This is a genomic window from Sphingobacterium anhuiense, assembly GCF_042686355.1.
GTDB lineage: Bacteria > Bacteroidota > Bacteroidia > Sphingobacteriales > Sphingobacteriaceae > Sphingobacterium > Sphingobacterium anhuiense.
In genome coordinates this window covers 111,577-132,747 of sequence record NZ_JBHUPE010000020.1, presented here as the reverse complement: position 1 = coordinate 132,747, position 21,171 = coordinate 111,577, and the positions used below count along the sequence as shown (strand labels likewise).

Genomic DNA, 21,171 nt, shown 5'->3' with positions numbered 1-21,171 from the left:
AAATAATATAATGAAAAATAAATTTAAATTAATATATGCTATTTGTTTTACAGCTATTATTGGTTGTAGAACTGGAGATGATCTTTATTTAAGTCCCAATGACCCAGCAGATGCATCGCTTGCAACAATGTTGACAGCATTGGAAGTAAATACTTTTCAAAATGTTGAAGGTGACTTAGCAAGAATTGGTAGTATAATGGTGCAACATACTGCTGGAACAGCTGCCCAATATGCCGACTATCAAAATTACAGAATAACTCCCGGAGACTGGGATAATGTCTGGGTTGGTTTGTATGCAGGAACCATGAATAATGCTAAATTATTGATGGATAAAGCTGGTGCTGAAAATCCACATTATTCAGGTATTGCGAAAGTTATTATGGCAATAAATTTAAGCGTAGCGACTGACCTTTGGGGAGATGTTCCATATTCTGAAGCATTTAAAATTGATGAAGGAATTAGAGCTCCAAAATTGGACACTCAGGAGGATATATATAAAAGTATAGATGGACTTCTAGAAGCGGCTATTACAGATTTTCAAACGGCAAAAGAAAAAAATATTTTCTTACCAGGTACTGACGATTTGATGGGACAGGGTAATATGTCAAAATGGACTAAGGTTGCATATACTTTAAGAGCGAGGTATCTAAATAGAACATCTTCAAAGGTTCAAGGAACAGAAGCTAAGGTTTTAGAGTATTTATCTAAAGGACTTAATTCAAATAGTGATAATTTAGAAGCTGTTCATAGTGCTGTTGGTGGATCACAAAATCAATGGGGATCATTCCAAAACCAACGATTTGGCTATATGGTAGGAAATAAAGTTTTTGTAGATCGTTTGAATAGTAAAACAGATCCACGATTGAAATATTTTCTTTCACCTAATACTAAGGGTGTTTACATAGGAGGTGATATAACAAAAGAGACTGTTGAGTCCGATGCAGCAGTAGTTGGTCAGTTTTTTGCTGTTGAGAAGAATTATCCTATTGTAACATATTATGAAGCAAAGTTTATTGAAGCTGAAGTTAAACAAAGACAGGGCAGTAATGTTTCATCAGTATTAAACGATGCAATAAAAGCAAATGTGGATTATGTTACTGGAGGGAAAGAGTCTTCTGCCACTATCGCAAATTATACCACTGCAACAAAAGCTGATATTATGACAGAAAAATGGGTAGCTATGTTTTGTCAAGGAATCGAGTCTTTTAATGATTTTAGAAGAACGGGAATTCCAATGTTAGCTCCTCGACCTAAAACTGCTGGAGCGGAATTAGATTATATTCCTAAAAGATATCCATTTTCTTTGACAACAACACTTTACAATCCTAATGCTAAAAACATTCCTATGAATGTTGCAGTGTGGTGGGGGATGTAGTAGTTGAATAATTTAGTCGGCAAAAGTTATTACGTTGTAGCAAAGCAGTAGATGATTCTGCTGCTTTGCTTTTTAATAGCAAATTTTGATCTCGTGTGTGAATTCCAATTTATTTTGAGGTTATTAAAAATAAAACTGATGTTCCCATAATTAGTTTTTTAAATATTCTGAATTACATCTGAATTCTCCTATTGTATAAAATATTTTATTGTAATTTATTAATCACTTATTTCATAGTGTTTGTATCCGTGTAGGGTAATAGGTCAAAATGGAAATGAATGGAGTATTTTGTTAAATAAACAAAATTGGTTTAATTGATGGGATATAGATATTATAATGGTGGTTGATTAATCATCTACACTAAAATATATACTTTTAAGCAACATGACTATTTCTGGAGTTATAAAAATTGTTACAATTTTTATTAAAAATAAATAACTGTATACCAGTGTGTTGTGGTTTACTTATGGCTTTTATATGCTAGCATATCATTTTTATGTTTTTTAATTTTAAAAATGATATATATTTGTTTTAACATTTTTTTAACAAAATATGCTAACTAATTTTTAAAGGTTGTAAGCTGAAGAACTATTGTTGAATATAAAGTTCTAAATGGAAGAATTTGTAAGATAAAAAAAGTAATATAGCCTTTTTAGTGTTTAGACCAATAATGGCTAATATAATTGAACATATTTTTTTAATGATTTAAGATTTTAATATTTAAAACCTAAATCATTTTTAAGAAAAGTTGTTTAATTAAATTATTATTTTAACTTTGTTTTTAACATTTTTTAACAAGTATATAGTTTAATTTTTTAAAAAATGTTTAGGAAAGACCACTTTTAAATAAGAGCCATTGCCTATTTGACCAAAGAAATATTTTAAGCGTTTAATGTAGTTTTAATAAGAATATGTTAAACGAAAATGGACAATCGATTGCGTTGTTTTTCTTTGTAGAAAAAAGGAAAGAAAATGAGCGATTTACATTAGTTTGAATATTGGAAATCAAAAGTATTTTATTACTTAAGATTTTATGAAAAGAAATTTACTTAACCAAAGTCTTTAGGGACTTTAAATACTTAAATAAACATAAACATATGAAACAAACATTACTCAGTTTTTTTGTGGGTAGTATGATTCTGACTTCTGTTGCATTTGCACAAGAGAAAAAAGTTAGTGGTCGTGTAACAAGTTCTGATGGGAAACCATTGGTTGGAGTGACGATCGCTGTTCAAGGATCTTCTATAGCTACCCAAACAGATTTGAATGGAAATTACTCATTTTCAGTACCAACAGGAAAAGTTATTGTTTTTCGTTCTGTCGGTTATTCTGACAAAACCTTAATCGTAAAAGAAGGACAGTCTGCTTTTAATGTTTCTTTGGAAGATTCAAATCAAAATTTGGATGAAGTAATGGTAGTTGCTTATGGTACTGCCAAGAAATCATCTTTCACTGGAGCTGCTTCAACTATTAAAACAGATGTAATTGAGAACCGTTCACTGTCAAATATTACAAAGGCGTTAGACGGTGCAGCACCAGGTGTCGTTGCTACAGCTGGATCTGGTCAACCGGGATCAAGTGCAACCATTCGTGTAAGAGGATTTGGATCGATTAATGCTTCAGCAGATCCTTTATATGTCGTTGATGGTATTCCATTTAATGGTGATTTAAACTCAATTAATCCAAATGATGTAGAAAGTCTGACCGTTCTAAAAGATGCTGCTGCATCTACACTGTACGGCTCTCGTGCTGCAAATGGTGTTGTGGTGATCACGACAAAATCTGGTAAAAATACAGACGGAAAGATCAATGTGAATTTCAAGGCAAATATTGGTGTCAACTCTAGAGCGGTAAAACGCTATGATGTAATGGATACCAAGGAATATCTAGAAACAGTCTTTCAGGCATATAAGAATCAAGATATTTTTGCAAATGGAATGTCTGAAGCCGATGCCGCTGCAAATACAATCAAAAGGATGACAGGTACTGTTGAACCTATTTTTGGTATTAATGAGCAATATAATCCTTACAATCTTCCTGTGGATCAATTATTTGATTTAACAACAGGTAAGATAAATCCAAGTGCCCAGTTGAAATGGAATGACAATTGGCTGGATGAAGTAACGGCAAAAAGTCCAGTACGTCAAGAGTATCAATTTGATATGTCTGGTGGCTCAAGCAAATATAAAGCGATGGCTTCAATGAATGCCTTGAAAGATAAAGGATTATTGAGAAACACTAATTTTGATCGTTATTCTGGTCGTGTTAATAATGAATTTACACCAAAGGACTGGTTTAAAGGATCTTTATCGGCAAATTTTGCAAAAGCAAATTCTCAATCATTAAATGCTACAGGTACAGCAACGTCCAATGTATGGTACTCCTCTGAGCAAATGGCTCCTATTTATCCAATCTGGATTAGAGATAGCAAAGGTGACATTGTTAATGATGCTCTTGGTGCGAGACAGTACGATTATGGCAAGAATAGAGCTTCCGGTGCTCAGCAAAACTTTAACTCTGTTGCAACACTATTTGAAGATAGATACTATAACAATATTGATAATGTTGGTACAAGAGGTGGTGTTGAATTTAATACACGCGATGATAAATATGGTGCTTGGAAAGGATTTGCATTCGCTGTTAATCTTGGTGCCGATTATCGTGTAAATGAATATACTTATTATTATAATCCTGAATTTGGTAATGCGGCTGCTACTGGTGGACGATTAAATAAACAATGGACAAAAACTTTTTCGTATACATTTAATCAATTGCTGACTTGGACGCGAGATTTTGGTAAACATAATGTTGATGTATTGTTAGGACATGAGAATTATAATTATAAGTATAATTTACTAAGTGCTCAGAAAACGGGATTTCCTTTTAAAGGTATATATGAATTAGCTCCAGGAGCAACTATTGCTGATGCAAACTCATATGAACATAACGATAAAATAGAATCTTATTTCTCTCGCTTACAATATAATTTTGATAATAAATATTTCTTATCAGGAAGTTTCCGTAGCGACGGTTCTTCTAGATTTGAAAAAGATAATAGATGGGGAACGTTTTGGTCAGTCGGTGGGGCTTGGAAAATTTCTGAAGAAACTTTCTTAAAAGATGTTTCTTGGATTAATAGCTTGACTCTTAAATCGAGTTATGGTGGTCAAGGAAATAATAATTTATTAAATTCTGACGGAGATCCTATTTATTATGCGTGGCAAGCTTTTTATGATCTGACTTGGAACAATGCAAATAATAATGGTGGAGCAGTCACATCTGTTGAAAATAAAGAGGTTACCTGGGAGAAAAATCAAAGTTTGAATGTAGGCCTTGACGGACGTTTCTTGAATGATCGCTTATCTGTTGGATTTGACTGGTATACTCGTAAAACGACAGATATGTTATTGAATCGCCCAATGGCATTTTCGCTAGGCTTTGATGGTTTTAATTCCAATATTGGAGATTTGAAAAATACAGGCTTTGATCTTTCATTGGGTTATGATTTTATAAAAAATAGCGATCTGAAATGGAATGTAACAGTGATGGGTTCTCGTGTAAAAAATAAGGTGCTGAAATTGACTGACGAGAGCAAAGAAATTGTTTCAAATTCAACAATTATTAGAGAAGGCGAAACAATCAATTCATTTTATATGGCACGTAGTGCTGGTGTAGATCCATCAACCGGAGATCAGCTCTACTGGGTTTTTGATAATAAAGCTGATGAATTAGATCGGAGTAAACATTATGTTTCTAACGACCGTACAAAAGCAGCTTCAAGTCGTGTAATTTCTGGAAGTAGAATTCCGAAGATTATGGGATCTCTAGCAACATCTTTGAGTTATAAAAAAATTGATTTTTCTATGATGACTACCTATTCTATTGGTGGTAAAATTAATGATGCGGTAGGTTATAATTATTTGAATCCACAATATTTAGGGAATAATTACTCAAGGGAAGTGTTAAATGCGTGGCAGAAACCTGGAGATATTTCCGATATTCCTAGAATTCAAAAAGATATGGTACTGCAGTTAACTGATAGAGCTTTAGTAGATGCGTCTTATTTTGCTATTAAAAACATCTCTATTGGTTACACATTTGATTTTGAAAAAATTGGGTTAAAATCAATTCGAGTATTTGCGCAAGGCGATAATTTAGCAGTATTTTCTGCCCGTCAAGGATTAAATCCACAGTATAATTTTACAGGAACTACAGACTATGTATATTCTCCAAATAAAACAATTGCTGCAGGCGTAAATCTTAAATTCTAACTATTAATTGCTTATTAAAATGAAAAAAATATTATATGCATCAATTCTTTCCCTTGCTTTGGGATTATCATCCTGCAGTAAGGAGTATTTGGAGACAAGTCCTACGGATCAAGTAGATGCAGGAACATTATTACAAACAACAAAAGGAGCTCAAGTAGCGATGGATGGTATCTATAGAATGTTATATTCATCTGGATGGTCGGTCAGTAATACTTCTCAAAATTTTGGTATTACATCAACAAAAATGTTTACTTCTTTAATGGGAGAAGATTTTCTTCAGGATGCTCAAGGAAGTGGATGGTTCTATTTTGATTATAAATTTGATGTGCGCAGTCGCTTTGCTTCTACAGGTTGGAGACCTTACGCTACTTGGAATTTTTATTATACCTTGGTCAGTAATGCAAATTATATTCTGGCAGCAGAAAAGACTTTAACTGGTGATCCTAAAGAAGTTGATAATATTATGGCGCAGGCTTATACAATGAGAGCATATGCGTATTTCCAATTGATTCAAATTTTTCAACAGACTTATATTGGACATCAAACATCTCCAGGTGTTCCATTATATACAGAACCAACAACTGCAACTTCTCAAGGGAAAAACAGAGGTACTGTAGAAGAGGTCTATACGCAAATCAATCAAGATCTGGACAAATCAATAGGTCTTTTTGCTAAGGACAAATCGCTTCAAAAGCATAAGTCCCATTTGGATTATTATGTTGCTAATGCAATAAAAGCTAATGTTTCCTTGGTTCAAAATAAGTGGGTTGATGCAGAGAAACATGCGACGGAAGCACTTTCGAAGTCAAGTTTAGCTATGCTTAGTGGTGATGATATTTATAGTGGTTTCAATAGTGTTAAATTGAAAGATGTGCTTTGGGGAGCAGAAATTATTGCGGACCAATCGACCATTTGGGCTTCTTTCTTTTCACATATGGATGCAAGTGCTGGCCAATATGCTGAAACATCTAGAAAATGTATTTACAATTGGTTATATGATCAAATACCAGCAACAGATGCTCGTAAGAAATGGTGGAATGGTTCAACAGATGGTGGAACACCGGATAAAAAACCATATAATCAAGTCAAATTTAGATATTCTGAAAAAGCTTCAAGTTTAGGAGATTATATTTTCATGCGTTCTGAAGAAATGCAATTAGTAAAAGCTGAAGCATTGGCTAATCAGGGTAAATTAACTGAAGCAAAAACAGCTTTAGGTGATCTTATGAAGTTGAGAAATCCAACTGGTTATCAAATGATTTTGGACCAAGCTACTTTGTCAAAAGATCTTACTATGGGATCTATTGGTACACCGAAAACCTTAATGGATCAAATTATCTTGCAAAGACGGATTGAACTTTGGGGTGAAACTGAACGAATTTTTGACATCATGCGATTAAAAACAGGATTTGATAGAAATGCTACAGGATCTAACCATAGTTTCAAACCAACTTGGAATACGTTGGAGGCTGCAAGCAAAGAATTTATCTTGACTATTCCACAAAAAGAATTTGATGGCAATACAAGTCTAGATGCTAACAAGGATCAGAACCCGATGTAATGTCGTTTAAGAAAAAAAGAATATGAAAAATATTATAGTAAATTGTTTATTATTTGTAGGGACTTTGTCATTATTTTCTTCTTGTGACAAAACAGAGGGAGCCCTATATTCGGGAGATTCGAATAAAATTAGTTTTTTAAGTAAAACTATGAAACTTAACATGCAAGGAGGATCGATCTCAATCCCAGTAGGTAGAACTTCAACTTCAGGTCAACTTTCTATCCCCGTAAGTTTGACTGCTACAGGTGCAGGTTATACAAATATTTTTAAACTGTCTGGTCCCGTACAATTTGGAGATGGCGAAGGTAAATCTTATGCTAAAGTGAATTATGGTGATTTATCTAAAATAGACCCAAGTACTTTATCTTTAACTCCTGTTGGAAAAGATGTAACAGTTGGATTAGCTTTTCCAATTTCATTAACTATTTCTGATGATAATGCATCTGTCAGTAATATTAAAAAAGTTGATGTATTAGCGACGGATGTATTAGCATTTGAAGATAAAGGTAATGTTGAAATGAATTCTACTGATGGTTGGGCAGGAAAAGTTTTGAGTGTAAAAATTCAAAAAGCAAAAACTACATCAGTTTATAAAATTGTAAGTCCATTTGGTGAAAATAGTTTGGCATTTATGATCAAAGCTGATGGTAAAACGGTTGTTTTTCCAAATCAGGTATTAGGTAATGATCCTGATTATGGAGCTGTTACAATGAGTGATGTGACTGGAACAGTTTCAAATGGAGTTGTAACTTTACAAGTTGGTGGCTATCGAGTTTCTGCTGGAAGTTTTGGTCCAGGAACGGAAACTATTAAACTTCCAAATTAAAATAAATTTCAATCTGTTTAAAGCTGTCTCAAATCTTTTGAGACAGCTTTTTTTATTAGAATTAACATATTATTTGACTGAACTTTTTAATCAAATAATATGTGTACATCATTAACATTGATTCAATCGATTTCTATTATATACCAATATAGGTTTTCAGTGAAAGACATTTTCCTTTTCAAAATACTTTAGGGTAATTACAGTTTGCTTCTATAAAAATAAGAAGCTAAGTTTCTTGTTTTTATTTGTAAATATCTCACTATAACACTCATAGAAGTACAGGATTTTATGATGAATCTTTTGGCTCGATACCAGACTTAAAAAATATGGTCTTTGTTAAGTCTCTACATAAAGGCGATCGTATTTCGAAAAAAAATAAAATTTATCAAATACTGTATTTACTTATCACTTATTGTCTTGTAATATATTGAATAAGTGAGAGATAGTGTTGGGTAGTCTCTGGCCAAATTTTCCAGATGTTGCAGTTTATTGCAGTTATTTGCAAATTCCATTATTTATAATATTTCCCTCATCTTGCTTGTAAAAGTGAAAACCTCTCAAATTGATCTAATAATCGTAATTCTTTTATTTCGAAATATTAATTTATAATACTTATCTATCGAGCTTTCTGGCCTCAACTCTTAATTAGCTTAATGTTACATTGTTTATTGATTTTAAAAATTATAATCACAAATTCATGTGTTTAAACTTATTTATCATGCGTTTTATTATCGATATAAAAAAAATAGTTGCAAAAGTTTGCTAAATAAAAATAATGTTATAACTTTGGTTTTAACATTATTTAACACATGATGTTAAGCAAATATTTTGAAAATATTTGAAATCTGCCACATTGAAAAGCACCCAAGCACTATACAATCGTATTTCTTTTTAAATATTAAACTTGACAAATAGTCACATGCATGAGAAAAAATGCAATCGATTGCGTAAAAGCGGTTAGTGACGAAAACTTTGAAAAATATTAAAATATTGATTTATAGTTGTTTGGCAAACGAAGTTACTTAACCAAAGTCTTTAATAAAGACTTTACACACTTACATAAAAATAAACATATGAAACAAACATTACTCAGTTTTGTGGTGGGTAGTATGATTCTGACATCGGTCGCTTTTGCACAAGAGAAAAAGGTTGCTGGTCGCGTTGTAGGCGCTGATGGCAAACCTTTAGTTGGAGTGACAATAGTTGTGAAGGGATCAAATCAAGCTACTCAAACCGATTCAAATGGAAACTATTCCTTTTCTGTACCTACGGGAAAGATTATTGTTTTCAAATCATTAGGCTACGGTGAAAAGACATTAATTGTTAAAGAAGGTGCTTCAACATTTAATGTTACTTTGGAAGATTCGAGAGAAGAACTTAATGAAGTTGTTGTTGTCGCTTATGGTACTGCTAAAAAAGAATCACTAACGGGTTCTGTATCATCAATCGGAGCAAAAGATTTAGAAAAAAGACCAGTAACAAATGCTTTCGCGGCTCTGGAAGGATCAGCAGCAGGTATTCAAATAAATAATACTTCTGGTATGCCTGGTGATGAACCAAGTATTAGAATCCGTGGTTTTTCATCCTTAAATGGATCTAATGATCCGTTATATGTAGTTGATGGTGTTCCTTTTGGTGGTAATATTTCTGATATCAATCCCAATGATGTTGAAAGTATTTCTGTATTGAAAGATGCATCTTCATCTGCGCTATATGGTAGTAGAGCAAGTAACGGTGTAATCATTATTACAACAAAAAAAGGAAAGGCTGGTCGTTCTCAGGTAAATGTATCGACAGATCAGGGATTCTACTCAAGAGGAATTGCTGAATATAGCCGTGTAAATGATAGACAGTTTATGGAAGCAATGTGGACAGGATACCGAAATAACCTGTTGAGCACGAACTCCAAAGCTTATCCAACAACAGAGTTAGCTAACGCTGAGGCTTCCAAGTCTTTAATTAGTAACTATTTGAAATTAAATATTTACGATAAAGAGGATAATAAATTATTTGATGAAAATGGAAAATTGGTTTCAGATGCACAAATAAAAAGTGGATATCGTGATGATTTAGATTGGTTTAGTGAAGTGGATCGCGTTGGGCATCGCCAAAACTACAATATTGATGGAACCACTGCTACTGATAAAGCTAAAGTATTCTACTCTACTGGATATTTAAATGAAAAGGGATATATTAAAAATTCTGGATTAAAAAGGTTTACTGGAAGATTGAATGCTGAACTCCAAGCTAAAGATTGGTTTAAATATGGTTTCAATTTAGCGGGTTCTCACCAGATTTCGGATAGAATAAGCGGTTCCACAGATGATGCTAGTTCATTTACAAATCCTTTTAATTATGCACGTTCAATTGCACCTATTTACCCAATTCATCTACATAATGCAGATGGATCTTATGCACCTGGTCTATTAGGAGAAAAACAGTACGATAATGGAGAATCTACACGATTGCAATATGTTGGACGTCACACAATTTGGGAAAATGAATTGAACAGTGATCAAACCATTAGAAACACAATGAACGGTAGAGCTTTTCTAGAATTTAAGTTTTTAAAGGATTTTACTTTTACTGTTAATGGTGATTTAAATGTACGGAACTCTGAGCGTCGTACCTATAATAACGCGATTATTGGTGATGGAGTAGGGCAGGGCCGTGCTGCAAGACGTACCTATAGATACAAGAATTATACAACCCAACAATTGTTAACTTGGAATAAAGATTTTGGCGCGCATCACATTGATGTATTGGCTGGTCATGAAAATTATTATGATAACATGAGTTACCTTTATGGGTATAAGACAGATGAAATCTTCGCAGGTAAAACTGATATGATCAACTTTACAAAGATTACTTCTTTGTATGATTATCAAGAAGATTATCGTGTAGAAAGTTATTTGTCTCGTGCTCGATACAATTATGAAGGGAAATATTTTGCGGAAGCATCAATTAGAAGAGATGGATCTTCTCGCTTTAGTGCAGATAATCGCTGGGGTAACTTTTGGTCATTAGGTGGTAGTTGGATCGTATCGAAAGAAGATTTCTTCAAGAATGCTCTAAATACAGTAAATGACCTTAAAGTAAGAGCGTCTTATGGTGAAGTAGGAAATGATGAAAGTGCAAAAAAATATGCGCATTTATCATTATATGCAATGGACCAAAATGCAAATGCAGGAGCAGTTTATAAAAGTCAGATTCCTTCACCAGACTTAATCTGGGAAACTTCTAGCTCATTTTCTGCAGCAATCGAAGCGAAATTGTTCAAACGTGCCAACTTAAGTATTGAATATTTCAATAAACAATCGAAAAATTTGATTTTTGATCTTAATTTACCGTTATCAGCAGGACCTAATTCAACAAGTACTGCTGTTTCAACTGTAACTAAAAACATTGGATCAATGTCTAATAGAGGTATCGAATTAACTTTCGACGTAGATGTATTAAGAGGTGAAGGTTGGAGATGGAATGTTGGTGCAAATGCGACGTGGTTGACTAACAAAATTTTAAGTTTGCCAGAGGAAAACAGAGAAAATGGCGTTATAACTGGAAACTTTAAATGGGTTGAAGGTGGTGGACGTTATGATTTTTGGATGTTTAAATATGCAGGGGTAGACCAAATGACAGGTAAGTCGCTGTATTTAGCAGACACAGAAAGATTTAATGTGAATGGTTCTGCACCAGATAAAGCAGCAATACCTGCGGCAGAATTAGTTGAAATCAACGGAAAATATTATGTAACCAATGCTTCAACTTATGGTGTAAGAGATTGGTCTGGATCGGTTATACCAAAAATGAGCGGTAGTTTCAATACAAACTTTGAATATAAAAATTTCAGTTTATCAGCTTTATTCACTTACGCAATCGGAGGTAAAGTTTTTGACTCATCCTACAGAGACTTAATGAGTATGTCAGGTACTCCAGGGGCTTTACACACGGATATTATGAATTCATGGTCCGGTATGCCAGAGGGAATGACTACGACATCTGATAATAGATTAGATCCCAATGGAATTCCAGCTATAAACTTTTCGCAAAGTAATATGAATAACTTTACGAGTGACCGCTTTCTTATAGACGGATCATATCTTGTTGTAAAAAATATTGCATTTGGATACCGTTTGCCAAAACAGTTGATCAACAGAATTGATTTATCTTCAGTAACAATCGTAGCAGGAATAGAAAATTTGGCTACAATGACAAAGCGTAAAGGTATGAACCCACAACAACAATGGAATGGTACAAGTACGAATGCTTGGGTTACTCCGCGTACTGTATCTTTTGGTGTAAAAGTTGGACTATAAGAATTTAAACAATGAAAAAAATTAATTATATAAAGTTATTATTATTAGGAGTTGTCTCTCTTTCGTCTTGTAGTAAAGATTATTTAGATACACGTCCTACAGACTCTGTAGAGAAATCTGAAGTTTTTGCAACCACAAAAAGCGCTAAAGTTGCTGTAAATGGTCTTGCCAAAATGATGACACAACAATATTTAAGTAGCCAAGGTTTCAATGGTGAAGGCACAATAAAGATGTACTACGGTAACTACCCAGGTAACAATTTTTTTGTCAATCTAAGTGGTTGGGCTGATATTATTAACTCCAATTATAATCAGAACTTAACGAGTATCTATTTATATTATCCTTGGTATTACTACTATAAATTGATTTCGAACGCAAATGAAATTGTATTAAATATTGATGGAGCTGAGGGCCCTGTGGCAGAAAAACAATTTATAAAAGCACAGGCTTTAACTTTCAGGGCATACAGCTTTATGATGTTGGCTCAAATTTATGGAAATAGATGGAGTGATTCAAACAACGGACAAACAGCAGGACTGGTTTTAAGAACAGACGTGTCTACGGGTGATATGCCATTGTCCACACTTGGACAAACTTATGATTTAATTTATAAGGATTTAAACGAGGCGATATCGATGTACAGTGAGTCAAAATTAAACCGTGAATCAGGCAAGAACTTTCAGGTTAATAAAGATGTCGCTTATGCTATTTATGCAAGAGCAGCTCTGAATAAGCAAGATTATGTAAATGCTGAAAAATATGCGATTTTAGCTCGTGAAAATTACAAATTGATGAACAATGATGAGTATAAGAGTGGATTTTATGATCCAAATGGAGAATGGATTTGGAGTAGCTATGGTGCTGCAGATGAAACGCTATTCTTTTACTCATTCCAATCCTATATAGCTTATAATTCAACGGCTAGTGCTGCTAGAACAACACCAAAAATTATCAGTAGAGAGCTTTTTGATAAAATCCCTGTTTCTGATATCAGAAGAGATCTATTTTTGGACCCTAAAGGTGAGGCATATACAACAGCGACTGGTATTGCAGGTCCTGATATGAAAGCTAGAGCGTTTCGTACATTTCCAGATTTACAATCGACAGCGGTTCCTTATGCTTACATGAATTTTAAATTTAAAGCAAAAGATCTTCCTGGTGTGGGTAATCTGAATCACTTTAGAGCTGCTGAGATGTACTTGATTGAAGCTGAAGCTAAATATTTCCAAAATAAGCCGGCAACTGCGGTTCAAGCTACTTTGAATGCATTAAATACTTCTTCTGGCAGAGATGCCAAGTATAATTGTACAAAAACAGGTGCAGAATTATTAAAGGAAATCAAATTATATCGCTCCATTGAGCTTTGGGGTGAAGGATTTGACTGGTTTGATATGAAAAGATGGGGTGATCCGATCATTCGAAACGCGCATGCAAATGGCGGAAATTTCTTAACCTCATTAGCCGTTACGATCAATCCTCAAGATAAAAATAAATGGACATGGTCTATTCCATTAAGAGAGTCAGACTATAATAAAGGCTTAGAATAAATATTACTATTAAAGTCTTGATTCAATTCAATGCCTCCAAGAAGATTTAAGCTTTTTGGAGGCTTTTTTATGAATATAATTTAATCCTATCATCTAACTGTTTATCAAGTAGTGATTGAGAATTATTTAATTCAAAATCGAGTACCTTATTCCTTTTTTCGTATATTGTCTATACCAATATAGACTTTCATGAAAATAGGCCTCCTATTGTTGATATGTTTGCTTTTCCAAGTTGCTTTTGGGCAATCAGGGTTTGTTTTGCATAAAAACAAGAAGCTAAGTTTCCCCTTTATATTTGTGCATAATCTCGTTATAATACCTGTAGAGGTCAATGGTTTTATGATGAATTTTTTGCTCGACACCGGAGTAAAAGAAACAATGGTCTTTGGCAAGTCTTTAGGTGAAGTCGACAGTACAATCTTTAAAAATAAGTTTCAGGGTCTTGGACGGAATGCCGGTGTTGACGGTATTTTAGCGATCAATAATCATGTGATCGTTGGGAAAAAAATGGAAGACATAGATCATCCTATTTTTATTTTAGATAATGAGCATATTGATATTTCATCACGTATAGGTGTAGAGGTGAACGGTATATTAGGAAGTCGTTTTTTTACCGATCATAAGATTGCATTTGATTTCATAAAAAAGCGAATAACGGTTTATTCCAGTGATAGCAATCCAAAATCATGGTCCAAAATGACCTCCCTACCCTTGGAGATAATTTCAAGTCGCCCCTATGTTGCGATCAAAATACAGCAGAATGAAGACGAGATCGATGGCAAAGCACTTATTGATATGGGAAATAGTGATGCTGTTTTATTATTAAAAGATAAAATACAAAATTATCAAGTTCGTGCTCCTTTTATAGAAGATTATATCGGTCAGGGGTTCAGTGGAGAAATTTATGGACTCCGTAATCGGATCAAGAAATTGTCTTTAGGGCCATTTGCTATGTCATATCCTTTAGTCGCTTATCCGGAATTGGAATCTGTACAAAATGCAAAGATGATCAATGATCGGATTGGTTCAATTGGCAATGAACTGTTGAGACGTTTTAAAATTATTTTTGATTACCCCAATAATCAACTGTATTTAAGTAAGAATAAAAATTTTGATAAATACTATTATCTCAATATGAGTGGGCTGGAGATTATCCATGATGGTGTTCAATGGGAAAAGGAAGAAGTTCCGGTTGCCTTGAAAAAGGATGGTAGTAAAGAAATTAATTTTGATAATAAGGTCCAGTTTAAGTTTGTTTTGAAAACACTTTTTAAAATTGATATGGTCAGACCAAATTCACCAGGTCATTTGGCTGGGATAATGAAAGATGATAAAATTCTAACTATCAATGGTAAAAAGGCAACTTCGTACTCACTGGAGGATTTAACAAACTTACTGAAATCGGAAGATGGAAAAGAGATCGTAATGAAAATAGAACGAAATGGTGAAAAAAAGGATTTTCGATTTATTTTGAAAGATCCTCTGCCTTTTGATCATGATTAGTTCGCTTTTTAGCTAGTTCACCGAGATCTGCCTATTTCTAATTAAGCTCATCTCGTAATTGACCAAAATTAACGACTCCCTATTTTTGATATGTAAACATCTTGTTAGGTAATTGTAATCGCTACTTTAAATCATACTAATACTTGGATATCTGTGTAAATATCTTGTTATACAGACATTCGTTATGAATTGGTATTGTTTAATATTGATTAACTTTATCGAGTAATTTTTAATATTAATCAACTAAAATCAAACCTTTTACCTTTTGTGATTCATTTATAAGTGAAATTTGTATGATTTAAGAATAACAGCAATCAAAAATGAATACTGTATTTCTAAAAGCTTTACTACTTTTAAAACCTAAAGTACGAGCTAAATGATACAGATAGCAACTAGTAATGATTACTAAAACAATTGTATTCTAATGAAAAAGAACCTTATTTTTTTAATTGCCCTATTTTTTGCGCAAACCATTAGTCAAGCGCAGACTGGAAAAATCAAACACGTTGTGCTCGTTGGTTTTGATGGATTAGGTGCTTATGCAATCCCAAAAGCTGAAATGCCCACTTTGAAACAAATGATAGAAGATGGAAGCTATAGCCTTCATGTCAGAACAGTATTGCCTTCATCAAGTGCGGTGAATTGGGCATCTATGTTGATGGGAGCTGGTCCAACTATGCATGGTTTTACAGAGTGGGGAAGTAAGACGCCCGAAATCCCAGCGATAAAAACAACGAAGAATGGTCTATTTCCTTCAATTTTTAATGCAGTAGCATCTAAAAACCCCAAGGCTACTTTTGCAGTGATACACAGTTGGCCAGGTATCGGTTACCTCATTGATAAAAATATTGTCCAACAAGTATATAATATGGAAGACAACGAGGATAAGACATTAGAAAAGGCAATTGAAGTTATTAAAAGAGATAAACCGACACTTACTTTTGTGCATTTTGATCAACCTGATGGTGTGGGACATAACATTGGACATAATACTCCGGAATATTATGCAGAACTGAAAAATGTAGACCGAAGAATTGCGCAATTGCAACAAGCTGTTAAAGAAGCAGGAATGGAGAAAGAAACTATTTTTGTCATTTCAGCTGATCACGGCGGTATTGACAAAGGACATGGAGGTAAGTCGTTAGCTGAAGTTGAAATACCCTTTATCATGACTGGTCCAGGTGTACCAAAAGGACAGCAGGTAAATCAACCAATGTTAATTTATGATATTGCACCAACATTGACCTGGTTACTGGGGGCTGAGCAAGATGAAGCTTGGAGAGGTAAACCTATTCAAGCTTTTCAAAAATAATGATTAAGATCAGGTTCAGATTTGAGTACAAATTTGAACTCATTTAAGTTTAATTACGCATAGTAAAAAACCATTTATTGCCATGTTCAAATATTTTTTATCAGCCATTTCTTGCTTAGCATTAATAAGTTCCTGTAAGGTAAGCAATCATCCAAAGTCATATCCGTATGTGTACATTCAAGGCGATGCACGTGAATCTAAAAAATGGAAATTGGTTTGGCAAGATCAATTTAATCAAACCTCCCTTGATACGACAAAATGGACAAGAATTTCTGTAGGTACCGCCGATTGGAATCGCCATATGAGTACGGATGATGCCTGTTTTGCAATGGAAGATGGTAAACTGATTTTGAAAGGTATTAATAATCCAGATCTGACAAAAGATCCGCGTCCATTTCTGACAGGAGGAATTTGGAGTAAAGGAAAATTTGCATTTCAATATGGGCGAGTGGAGATCCGTGCGAAACTTGGGAGTGCTCAAGGTGCATGGCCAGCGATGTGGATGTTAGCGGAATTAGATAAATATGGAAAATATCCCAAAAATGGAGAAATCGATATTATGGAACATTTAAATTTTGATTCCATCATCTACCAAACAACACACTCCTATTATACCTTGGATTTAGGACAAAAAACAAATCCCCAACACGGCGGAACAGCGAAGATCAATGCAGGTGAATATAATGTATATGGCATAAGCTGGTATCCTGATCGAATTGTATTCCAGTTAAATGGTAAAGATACGTTTACATATCCTCGCGTAGAAGGGGTTGATAAATCACAATGGCCATATGATCAGCCTTTCTTTTTATTAATTGATCAACAATTAGGCGGTAGTTGGGTTGGAAAAGTCGATCAGAAACAATTGCCTGTTGAAATGATTATTGACTGGGTTAAGGTTTATCAATAAAATATCTCACCGATCAGATTTAAAAACACGAGCGAACGCCTTTAAATTCAGCATGACAAAAAAAGGTAGGAATTAGGTTCATTATAAACAAAACAACTTTAAAAGTTAATATACGATAAACTGTAAAATGAAAAAAAAGTATTATCTATTGACATCCTTATTGGCACTAGGGATGGGTGTTGCAAATGCACAGTATAAAGGTCATATCTTTATCGATTCGAATGGAAATGGTCAGTTCGACAGTGGCGAACGTACTGTTGAGCATGCTGTTGTTTCCGATGGTTATCAGGTTTTGAAAACAGATGCAAATGGACAGTTCGAAATACCAGCAAATCCTGCGGCACGATTTGTATTTGTAACTGCTCCGGCTGGTTTCAAGCCTGCAAAAAGTCATTTTTTAAAAATAAGTCCTGACCGTAAAGAGTATTCAATAGGACTTATTGAGGATACTTCTCAAGATCCGGATGTTTTAAATTTTATCCAAATAACAGATACCGAAACATATTTGTATGGTCCATGGATTGAGAATGTCCGTAAATATGCTGCAAATCAAAAAAGTTCTTTGATCATGCATACCGGAGATATCTGTTACGAACCAGGTATGCGCTTTCATGCTCAGCAAGTAAATAGCCAGCTGATGGGCTTACCTGTTTATTATGCCGTTGGCAATCATGATCTCGTAAAAGGAGAATATGGTGAAAAGCTGTTTGAAGATTTGTTTGGTCCGACCTATTATTCTTTTGATGCTGGTCCTGCACACTTTGTTGTTACGCCGATGTGGGGCGGTGATTATAAACCAAGCTATACAAGAGATCAAGTTATCGCATGGTTAAAGAAGGATCTAGAATTGAAAGATAAGAATAAACCGGTTATTTTTATTAATCACGATTTTGATATCGGACCTGACTTTATTCTAAAGGGAAAGACTGAGGAAATCGATTTAAAGAAATATAAATTAAAAGCGTGGTTATTCGGTCACTGGCATAATAACTATTCTTTTGTTAATGCAAGCAGCGGTGTTCGTGTTATTAGTACAAATGCACCTAATAAGGGGGGGATCGATCATGCCGTTGGCCAGTTTCTGCATATTAAAGTTACTCAAGATGGGGTTGAAGATGTGGCTCCAAAATACAGTAATTTGTTTGATCATATTCAATTGATAGATCCTGCATTACAAAGCACTGAAAAAGGGAAAATTCCTTTCCGTGCGCAAGTATACGATAGTAATCGAGATGTAGCATCTGTCCACGTGCGAGTACTGGATAGTAAAGGCAATCAAGTAGCCTATGCACCGTTTAAACCATTATCAGATTGGTCATGGGAGACAGAACCTCTTATGGATGTAAGTAATAAAACATATACTGCTTTTATTGAAGTCAATTACAATGATGGTACCCAGGCAACCAAAAAAGAAACCTTTGGGGTGAGTGATAAAACAAATCAGCTTCAACTTAAATGGACTGGAAACTTAGGTGGAAACACTTGGAAAGTGAGTCCATTACTTGTTGAAGGTCTCGTTTTGGGAGCAACTTTTGATGATGGTGGAAATGGTAAGTCCAAAATTGTAGCTTTAGACGAAAAGTCAGGAAAGACTAAATGGACTTTTTCAACAGCTAATTCCATCAAACAGAAACTCCGTTATGAAAATGGCATTGTTGCAGCAACTGATGTGGCAGGAAATGCCTACGCTTTGGATGCTAAAACTGGGAAGCTGATTTGGAAGAAAGAATTAAGCCAGGGACGCTTACCAAGTTATGTTACAGCAGGAGCAATTTATGAAGGGGTTTATTATACCGGTTACGGTTCTTATCTGACCGCTTTAGATTTAAAGACTGGTCAAGAGCTATGGAGAAATCAGGATTGGAATGGGGGAGAGGCAATGCCAGGAGAGATCATAGTAACCAAAGATCAGTTGTTTACAGGAGCTAATTGGAACAGTTTATTTGCTCATGACCGCAAGACAGGTAAATTGATGTGGAAGAAAAATGAGGATGGTCTACGTTTTAGAAGTGGTGGAGTTGCGGTAGTAGGAAATGAAGTATATGCAACTGGATTAAATACGGTATTTGTGCTAGATAGATTATCAGGAAACGTTTTACGAAAAAAGACACTTGATTATGATTTCAAAGTAATGGCAACACCTGTAATAAGTGGCGAACAATTATTACTATCGACTTCGGATAAAGGAATTGTTGCTTTGGATAAGAATACGCTGAATGAAAAATGGAATTTCACTACTGGAGAGGCTTTAATCTATACTTCATCGTATAGTTCACCCGATCAAAATAAGTTAGTTGCAACTGTAGAAGCAGCTCCGCAGCAAGTTGGAACTGATTTTGTATTTGGCGCATCGGATGGATTTCTTTACCGTCTAGATCCACAGGGCAAATTAAAATATAAAATTAATTTAGGTGCTCCAATTTTAGCAGAGGTGCTTGTAAAAGATAATTTACTTTATGTGACAGATTTTGCTGGAAACGTATATAGTTTCAACAATAATTAGCAAATTTTTGATTTTTGAAAAGGCGAACCATCAGTTCGTCTTTTCTTGTTTTAAATCTTTATTAAAATATGCCAAATAAAAACTCTCATACAACATTTAGAGTTTATCAAATAATAAAATAGCACATCACAGGTATTTGTAAATACGATACAAACACTATGTATGCTTTACGACTTTGCAACATAAGAAATTGTTAACATATGCTATGAAACTTTCTTGTACAAAATTTTCATTCAAGTTTGCATGCTGATAAAACTTGGAAATGATTATACTTTTCACTAATTTATGGTTGTGCTATAATATTAATTGTTTTTGTGGTAATAAAAACTTAATATGCATCAGGGTAATTATTTGTGTACTTTTGAGGTTAATTATGGAAGATAATACAATATTTAAGATCAGTAATAAAATTAAGGAAATCCGAAAGATTAACGGGGTAACCATTCAAGAAATAGCCCATAAAGCTGGTGTCAGTAAAGGGTTGATTTCTCAGATTGAGAATAACCGAACGGTTCCTTCTTTATTTGTTTTGATCAATATCATCAATGCACTTGATGTGGATTTAAATGAATTTTTTAAAGACTTTAATTCCGATAGTACGTTGGGACCTATTATCGTCAAAAGGAAAGAAAATTACGAAGAGTTTGAAAAGGAACAAGCAATTGGATTTCATTATAAGCGAATACTAAGCTCTTCTGTTGATAGCTCTACTTTAGACATAGTCTTACTGGAACTTCTTCCAGATGCTAAACGGCCTATGGTGGAGACTGAAGCTTTTGAATATAAGTATATTTTGAGTGGTCAGGTTGAATATGTGTTTAAGGATCAGGTTATTGTGCTTAATGAGGGTGATTCTATTTTCTTTAATGGGCGTCTATCGCATACACCGCGAAACATCGGAAAAGATAAAGCAATCATGTTAATTGTTTACTTTTTTGAGCAGAACAAAAAATAGCGAACTCATTTAAGATGATATTATAGACTTTCTCCCTAGAAAGTCTTTTTTTGTTTTAGGCTTAATTCAATTTATTTCTATATTTGTTTACA

11 protein-coding genes are annotated in these 21,171 nt (G+C 34.1%); all 11 read left to right on the top strand.

Annotated features, from left to right (window positions below; translation table 11 throughout):
• The first annotated feature begins 10 nt into the window (after positions 1-10).
• The 11 genes from ACFS6I_RS23815 (at position 11) to ACFS6I_RS23765 (ending at position 21,079) form a co-directional block, all read left to right on the top strand.
• Positions 11-1,375 (top strand): SusD/RagB family nutrient-binding outer membrane lipoprotein, encoded by a 1,365-nt coding sequence (locus ACFS6I_RS23815; protein ID WP_380924293.1) that lies wholly within the window; start codon positions 11-13, stop codon positions 1,373-1,375.
• A gap of 1,097 nt (positions 1,376-2,472) precedes the next feature.
• On the top strand, positions 2,473-5,646 hold the full coding sequence (locus tag ACFS6I_RS23810; protein ID WP_380924291.1) for a SusC/RagA family TonB-linked outer membrane protein: 3,174 nt from the start codon (positions 2,473-2,475) through the stop codon (positions 5,644-5,646).
• A gap of 19 nt (positions 5,647-5,665) precedes the next feature.
• A complete protein-coding gene (locus ACFS6I_RS23805; protein WP_380924289.1) occupies positions 5,666-7,207 on the top strand; it encodes a RagB/SusD family nutrient uptake outer membrane protein in 1,542 nt (513 codons plus the stop codon).
• A gap of 148 nt (positions 7,208-7,355) precedes the next feature.
• Entirely contained in the window at positions 7,356-8,033 is a 678-nt protein-coding gene (locus ACFS6I_RS23800) for a hypothetical protein (protein ID WP_380924287.1), read from the top strand.
• Between the two features lie 1,073 nt (positions 8,034-9,106).
• Positions 9,107-12,349 carry a SusC/RagA family TonB-linked outer membrane protein gene (locus ACFS6I_RS23795; protein ID WP_380924285.1) on the top strand — a complete coding sequence of 1,081 codons (3,243 nt, stop codon included), beginning with the start codon at positions 9,107-9,109 and terminating at the stop codon, positions 12,347-12,349.
• An 11-nt stretch (positions 12,350-12,360) separates the two neighbouring features.
• Positions 12,361-13,896 carry a RagB/SusD family nutrient uptake outer membrane protein gene (locus tag ACFS6I_RS23790; RefSeq protein WP_380924283.1) on the top strand — a complete coding sequence of 512 codons (1,536 nt, stop codon included), beginning with the start codon at positions 12,361-12,363 and terminating at the stop codon, positions 13,894-13,896.
• Positions 13,897-14,085: 189 nt separating this feature from the next.
• Positions 14,086-15,399 (top strand): PDZ domain-containing protein, encoded by a 1,314-nt coding sequence (locus tag ACFS6I_RS23785; protein WP_380924281.1) that lies wholly within the window; start codon positions 14,086-14,088, stop codon positions 15,397-15,399.
• A gap of 424 nt (positions 15,400-15,823) precedes the next feature.
• A complete protein-coding gene (locus ACFS6I_RS23780) occupies positions 15,824-16,711 on the top strand; it encodes an alkaline phosphatase (RefSeq protein ID WP_380924279.1) in 888 nt (295 codons plus the stop codon).
• A gap of 82 nt (positions 16,712-16,793) precedes the next feature.
• Positions 16,794-17,621 carry a glycoside hydrolase family 16 protein gene (locus ACFS6I_RS23775; RefSeq protein WP_380924277.1) on the top strand — a complete coding sequence of 276 codons (828 nt, stop codon included), beginning with the start codon at positions 16,794-16,796 and terminating at the stop codon, positions 17,619-17,621.
• A gap of 127 nt (positions 17,622-17,748) precedes the next feature.
• Positions 17,749-20,124, top strand: a complete 2,376-nt coding sequence (locus tag ACFS6I_RS23770; protein ID WP_380924275.1) for an outer membrane protein assembly factor BamB family protein — start codon at positions 17,749-17,751, stop codon at positions 20,122-20,124.
• A 373-nt stretch (positions 20,125-20,497) separates the two neighbouring features.
• On the top strand, positions 20,498-21,079 hold the full coding sequence (locus ACFS6I_RS23765; protein ID WP_380924273.1) for a helix-turn-helix domain-containing protein: 582 nt from the start codon (positions 20,498-20,500) through the stop codon (positions 21,077-21,079).
• Positions 21,080-21,171 lie beyond the last annotated feature (92 nt).